Genomic DNA, 6,232 nt, shown 5'->3' with positions numbered 1-6,232 from the left:
TCGCATCACTGCAGCACATGGTGCACGTCGAAGACGAAACAATTATCCGCTCCGCCTTGCGCCGCCTGCTGGAACGCAACCAGTACCAGGTCAGCGAAGCCGGTTCAGTGCAGGAAGCACAAGAACGCTTCACCATTCCTACGTTCGATCTGATCGTCAGCGATCTGCGTTTGCCAGGCGCGCCGGGCACCGAGCTGATCAAGCTCGGCCAGGGCACGCCAGTGCTGATCATGACCAGTTACGCCAGCCTGCGTTCTGCAGTCGACTCGATGAAGATGGGCGCGGTGGACTACATCGCCAAGCCTTTCGACCACGATGAAATGCTTCAGGCTGTCGCGCGGATCCTGCGTGACCGCCAATCGGCCCCTGCTGCCGGCGAGCCCGTTGCCGTGAAAACGACCAACGGCAGCGGCAAATCCGCGGTCGACAACAGCAACGGAGAGATCGGCATCATCGGCTCCTGCCCGCCGATGCAGGACCTGTACAGCAAGATCCGCAAAGTTGCGCCGACCGATTCCAATGTGTTGATCCAGGGCGAGTCCGGCACCGGTAAAGAGCTGGTAGCCCGCGCCCTGCACAACCTGTCGAAACGCGCCAAGGCACCGATGATCTCGGTGAACTGCGCGGCCATCCCGGAAAGCCTGATCGAGTCCGAACTGTTCGGCCACGAAAAAGGCGCGTTCACTGGCGCCAGCGCCGGGCGCGCCGGTCTGGTCGAAGCGGCGGACGGCGGCACGTTGTTCCTCGACGAAATCGGTGAGCTGCCACTGGAAGCCCAGGCCCGCCTGCTGCGCGTGTTGCAGGAAGGCGAGATTCGCCGGGTCGGTTCGGTGCAGTCGCAGAAGGTCGATGTACGACTGATCGCGGCGACTCACCGGGATTTGAAAAGCCTGGCGAAAATCGGCCAGTTCCGTGAAGACCTTTATTACCGCCTGCACGTGATCGCGCTGAAACTGCCTGCGCTGCGCGAGCGCGGTGCCGATGTCAACGAAATCGCCACGGCCTTCCTCGCGCGCCAGAGCGCACGCATCAACCGTACCGACCTGAAATTTGCCGCGGATGCCGAACAGGCGATTCGTCACTATTCCTGGCCGGGTAACGTGCGTGAGCTGGAGAACGCAGTCGAGCGCGCGGTGATTCTCAGCGAAAGCCCGGAGATCTCTGCCGACCTGCTGGGCATCGACATCGAGCTGAGCGATCTGGAAGACGACGAGTTCATCGGCCTGCCGCCACAAACGGCGGGTAACGCCAGCAACAGCAGCCATGAGCCGACCGAAGACCTGTCGCTGGAAGACTACTTCCAGCACTTCGTCCTTGAGCATCAGGACCACATGACCGAGACCGAACTGGCGCGCAAACTGGGCGTCAGCCGCAAATGCCTGTGGGAACGCCGTCAGCGTCTGGGCATCCCGCGGCGCAAGACCGGGGTCGCCAGCGAGAGCTGAACGTTACCTGTCGAGTGTGCGGGTAACGCTTGAAGATGTGAAAAAACTGTTACCTCAGTCGATTCACGTAACAGAAGCCGGGGTTATCGGTAACGAAACCCCGGCTTTTTTTCGTCCCGAGAAAACGGTTATATCGACCTAACCCTTTGTTTTACTGGGCTTCGCAAAAGTTGGCACGACCCCTGCTATATGTTTGGTACAAGAACAATAACAAGCAATGCACAAGACAATAAAAATAAGACGAATCGACTCACGCACAATAAAAACAAGACGGCGAGAGGCGCAGCTAACTGATTCTTTTGGAGAGGCGTTGTATTTGGGGCTTGCCCCACGACCAGGCCGAGAACAACAAAAACTGTCCTAAGACAGAGCCTGTACTGGTTGGATCGTAAGATCACTGCAATTCAGCGACCAAAGCAATCCGTTTGCTCTTGGCTCCCGATTGGGAGGGTCACGAAGGAAACACTTCGTGGCGAGGGCACTCAACAAAAACAAGAAGCCCGAATCAATAATAAAAAGAGCACGCAACTACTTCTTGGGGAGCTTCGGCTCCCCTTGTAGTTTCTCCTCCGCTGCAAAATCCCCCATTTTTATCGCGCGCGATGCCTGTAGCCTGCGGCTTGCAGCTCAAATCGGCCGTGTCCTACACCATCCCCCGACTAAATGCTAGAATCTGCGCCCATCATGCGGTCATTCTTTGGTATGGCCGAACATTCCTTCAAACAGTGCATCCCATGCTGAAGAAGTTGTTCCAGTCATTCCGAGCTCCCGTGCGTCGTACGCAACACATCCGCAGCACCCCTGAAGTGCTTAACAGCGGCCAACATTCGCTGCAGAAAACGCAATTCAGCCGCTATGCGGTGAATATCGTCGAACGCCTGCAAGGTGCCGGTTACCAGGCTTATCTGGTCGGCGGTTGCGTGCGTGACATGCTGCTGGGCATCACGCCCAAGGATTTCGACGTCGCCACCAGCGCCACGCCCGAGCAAGTCCGTGCCGAATTCCGCAATGCGCGGATCATCGGTCGCCGCTTCAAACTGGTGCATATCCATTTCGGTCGCGAAATCATCGAAGTCGCGACATTCCGCGCCAATCACCCGGTCAACGAAGACGACGAAGACAGCAACCAGTCTTCGCGTAACGAAAGCGGGCGGATTCTGCGCGACAACGTTTATGGCACCCTGGAAGAAGACGCGCAACGTCGCGACTTCACCATCAACGCCCTGTATTACGATCCGGTCAGCGAGCGCATCCTCGATTACGCCAACGGCGTACACGACATCCGCAACCACCTGATCCGCCTGATCGGCGACCCGAAGCAGCGCTATCAGGAAGACCCGGTGCGCATGCTGCGGGCCGTGCGTTTCGCCGCCAAGCTCAACTTCGGCATCGAAAAGCACACCGTACAGCCGATCCGTGAACTGGCGCCGATGCTGCGCGAGATCCCGTCGGCGCGTCTGTTCGAGGAAGTGCTCAAGCTGTTCCTCTCGGGCCACGCCGCGATCACCTTCGAAATGCTCGTCGATCTGCAACTGTTCGCCCCGCTTTTCCCTGCCAGTGCCGATGCGCTGGAACACAACCCGGAATACACCCACACGCTGATCAGCGAAGCGTTGACCAACACCGACCTGCGCATCAAGCAGAACAAACCGGTGACCCCGGCGTTCCTGTTTGCCGCGCTGCTGTGGCCTGCCCTGCCGGCCCGCGTGTTGCGCCTGCAGGAACGTGGCATGCCGCCGATTCCGGCGATGCAGGAAGGTGCGCACGAGCTGATCGCCGAGCAGTGCCAGCGCATCGCGATTCCAAAGCGCTTCACCATGCCGATCCGCGAGATCTGGGACATGCAGGAACGCCTGCCACGCCGCAGCGGCAAACGCGCCGACCTGTTGCTGGACAACCCGCGTTTCCGTGCCGGTTACGACTTCCTCCTGCTGCGTGAAAGTGCGGGCGAGGAAACTGATGGCCTCGGCGAATGGTGGACGGACTATCAGGACGCCAACGACAGCGAACGTCGCGACATGATCCGCGACCTCAGCGGCAAGGGTGATGACGCCAGTGGCGCGCCACGCAAACGTCGCCGCAGCGGTGGCTCCAAGCGCAAACGCGCCGGCGCCCCGAGCGCCACGGGCGAATAAGCGATGGAACGCATCTATATCGGCATGGGCAGCAACCTCGCTGACCCTGCCGAACAATTGCGCAGCGCCGTCGAGGCGCTGGGGCAATTGCCGCAGACCACGCTTGCTGGCGTTTCCGCCTTCTATCAAAGCGATTCATTGCTGCCGGGCCAACCGCGTTACACCAACGCGGTGGCGGCACTCGACAGCTCGCTTGCACCGCTGGAATTGCTCGATGCCTTGCAAGCGATCGAGAACGATCAAGGGCGTGAACGCCTGGAGCGTTGGGGCCCGCGTACGCTGGATCTGGACATTCTGCTGTTCGGCGATCGACTGATCGACGAGCCGCGCCTGCAAGTCCCGCATTACCAGATTCAGGAACGTGCGTTCGTGCTCTATCCCCTCGCCGAACTGGCGCCGCAGGATCTGCGCCTTGCCGACGGCCGAAACCTCCCAGAACTGCTGGCAGCCTGCCCGTTCGTCGGCCTGGAACGCCTCCCCCACGCCTGACGCAAATCCGCCCCTTTGTAGGAGCTGCGGAACGCTGCGATCTTTTGATCTTCAAAACCAAGATCAAAAGATCGCAGCGTTCCGCAGCTCCTACAGGGAATAGCGTTTACCCTCAGGATTTTGTCAGACAAAAACCCCGCGAATCAGCCCTGCCGCGCCGCTGAATCGCATCAGTAACGCCGGTAACACTCCCCTCGTAACAATGCGGTAACACACGCAATTGACTTCCTGTTGGCTCATCACGACTATAGGCGTCCCGCTGCCGCCAACCCGGCACATACGGGCGCAATCCAGGCCTTATAAGCACGACAAAAGAGCGTGCGCCTGAGTAGATGACGAATCACGCGCATTACTCGCAGCAGTTTCCAGAGCGCCTGAACGAGGATTTTTTACATGCCAGCCATCACCCTGACCACGCTCCAGAGCCTCAAGCAGAAAGGTGAAAAGATCACCATGCTGACCTGCTATGACGCGACCTTCGCTCACGCCTGCAACGAGGCCGGTGTCGAAGTGCTGCTGGTGGGCGACTCCCTCGGCATGGTCCTGCAAGGTCACGACAGCACCTTGCCGGTGACCACCGCAGAAATGGCCTACCACACCGCTTGCGTCAAACGCGGCAATACCGATGCCCTGATCCTCGCCGACCTGCCATTCATGGCCAACGCCACCCTCGAACAAACCATGAGCAACAGCGCGATGCTGATGCAGGCCGGCGCGCACATGATCAAAGTCGAAGGTCAGTTGTGGCTGGCCGAGTCGATCCGTCTGCTCGCCGAGCGCGGTGTACCGGTTTGCGCGCACATGGGCCTGACCCCACAAGCGGTGAACATTCTCGGTGGCTATAAAGTGCAGGGCCGTAACGAGAACCAGGCGCGGCAGATGCGCGCCGACGCGATCTCGCTGGAACAGGCCGGTGCGGCGATGCTGCTGCTGGAATGCGTACCGAGTGAACTGGCCGCTGAAATCAGCCAGGCCGTGAAGATTCCGGTGATCGGTATCGGTGCCGGTAACGCCACCGACGGCCAGGTGCTGGTACTGCACGACATGCTCGGCCTGTCGATCACTGGCCGCGTGCCGAAGTTCGTGAAGAACTTCATGCACGGTCAGGACAGCATCCAGTCCGCACTGAAGGCTTATGTCAACGAAGTCAAAGCCACCACGTTCCCTGGCATCGAACACGGATTCTCTGCATGAACACTGTTAAAACCGTACGCGAACTGCGCGCCGCTGTGGCCCGCGCCCGCAGTGAAGGCAAGCGCATCGGCTTTGTGCCGACCATGGGCAACCTGCACAGCGGCCACGTCGCGCTGATCACCAAAGCCACGCAACGCGTGGATTTTGTGGTCGCGAGCATTTTCGTCAACCCACTGCAGTTCGGCGCCGGCGAAGACCTCGACAAGTACCCGCGCACCTTGGCGGCGGATCAGGAAAAACTCCTCGAAGCCGGTTGCTCCCTGCTGTTCGCGCCGACTGTCGAGGAAATGTACCCTGACGGCATGGCCGGGCAGACCCGGGTCAGCGTGCCGCAACTCTCCGAAGGCCTGTGCGGCGCCAGCCGTCCGGGGCACTTCGAAGGTGTCGCGACCGTGGTCAGCAAACTGTTCAACATGGTCCAGCCGGATCTGGCGATTTTCGGCCAGAAGGATTACCAGCAACTGGCGGTGATCCGCGCGCTGGTGCATGACCTGAACATGCCGATCCAGATCATCGGCGAGCCGACCGTGCGTGCCACCGACGGACTGGCGCTGTCGTCGCGCAATGGCTTCCTCAGCGAAGAACAACGTGCGGCGGCCCCGGTGGTTTATCGCAGCCTGAGCAACATCGCCGAGTCGATCAAGCAAGGCGAACGCGACTTTCCGGCGCTGATCAGCGCTCAGCTGCAACAGCTCGAAGCCGCGGGTCTGCGTCCGGATTACCTGGAAATCCGTCATGCCCTGACCTTGCGTCCGGCGACGGCGGAGGATCGCGATCTGGTGATTCTGGTGGCGGCGTTCCTCGGCACCACGCGGTTGATCGATAACCTGCACCTGAATCTCGATACCCCGGTTTAAAGACACCGCAATACCCCCTGTAGGAGTGAGCCTGCTCGCGATAGCGGTGTGTCAGTCAGCATTAGTGTTGAATGACACACCGCCATCGCGAGCAGGCTCACTCCTACAGTGT

General features: G+C 60.0%; 5 protein-coding genes. All 5 read left to right on the top strand.

Going from position 1 to position 6,232, the window contains the following annotated elements; genetic code table 11:
- Nucleotides 1-17: 17 nt before the first annotated feature.
- On the top strand, nt 18-1,445 hold the full coding sequence (locus tag ACIPIZ_RS21310; RefSeq protein ID WP_401167266.1) for a sigma-54-dependent transcriptional regulator: 1,428 nt from the start codon (nt 18-20) through the stop codon (nt 1,443-1,445).
- A 734-nt stretch (nt 1,446-2,179) separates the two neighbouring features.
- Complete coding sequence (locus ACIPIZ_RS21305) at nt 2,180-3,580, top strand: polynucleotide adenylyltransferase PcnB (RefSeq protein ID WP_064392480.1); 1,401 nt, start codon at nt 2,180-2,182, stop codon at nt 3,578-3,580.
- Nucleotides 3,581-3,583: 3 nt separating this feature from the next.
- Nucleotides 3,584-4,069, top strand: a complete 486-nt coding sequence (gene folK / locus ACIPIZ_RS21300; protein WP_122660836.1) for a 2-amino-4-hydroxy-6-hydroxymethyldihydropteridine diphosphokinase — start codon at nt 3,584-3,586, stop codon at nt 4,067-4,069.
- A 393-nt stretch (nt 4,070-4,462) separates the two neighbouring features.
- Nucleotides 4,463-5,263: a 3-methyl-2-oxobutanoate hydroxymethyltransferase gene (gene panB, locus ACIPIZ_RS21295; protein ID WP_016983495.1), complete on the top strand. Its 801-nt coding sequence runs from the start codon at nt 4,463-4,465 to the stop codon at nt 5,261-5,263.
- Nucleotides 5,260-6,120 carry a pantoate--beta-alanine ligase gene (gene panC, locus ACIPIZ_RS21290; protein WP_401167246.1) on the top strand — a complete coding sequence of 287 codons (861 nt, stop codon included), beginning with the start codon at nt 5,260-5,262 and terminating at the stop codon, nt 6,118-6,120. The genes panB and panC overlap by 4 nt, the downstream gene beginning before the upstream one ends.
- Nucleotides 6,121-6,232 lie beyond the last annotated feature (112 nt).

This window comes from Pseudomonas sp. NPDC087690 (assembly GCF_044743175.1).
In the GTDB taxonomy this organism is placed as follows: domain Bacteria; phylum Pseudomonadota; class Gammaproteobacteria; order Pseudomonadales; family Pseudomonadaceae; genus Aquipseudomonas.
The sequence above is the reverse complement of the archived record's forward strand: the minus strand, read 5'-3'. Positions and strand labels throughout refer to the sequence as shown.

Coding starts and splice junctions, on each gene's coding strand:
- ACIPIZ_RS21310 (WP_401167266.1), top strand. CDS start 18: ATGGTGCACGTCGAAGACGAAACAATTATCCGCTCCGCCTTGCGCCGC.
- ACIPIZ_RS21305 (WP_064392480.1), top strand. CDS start 2,180: ATGCTGAAGAAGTTGTTCCAGTCATTCCGAGCTCCCGTGCGTCGTACG.
- folK (WP_122660836.1), top strand. CDS start 3,584: ATGGAACGCATCTATATCGGCATGGGCAGCAACCTCGCTGACCCTGCC.
- panB (WP_016983495.1), top strand. CDS start 4,463: ATGCCAGCCATCACCCTGACCACGCTCCAGAGCCTCAAGCAGAAAGGT.
- panC (WP_401167246.1), top strand. CDS start 5,260: ATGAACACTGTTAAAACCGTACGCGAACTGCGCGCCGCTGTGGCCCGC.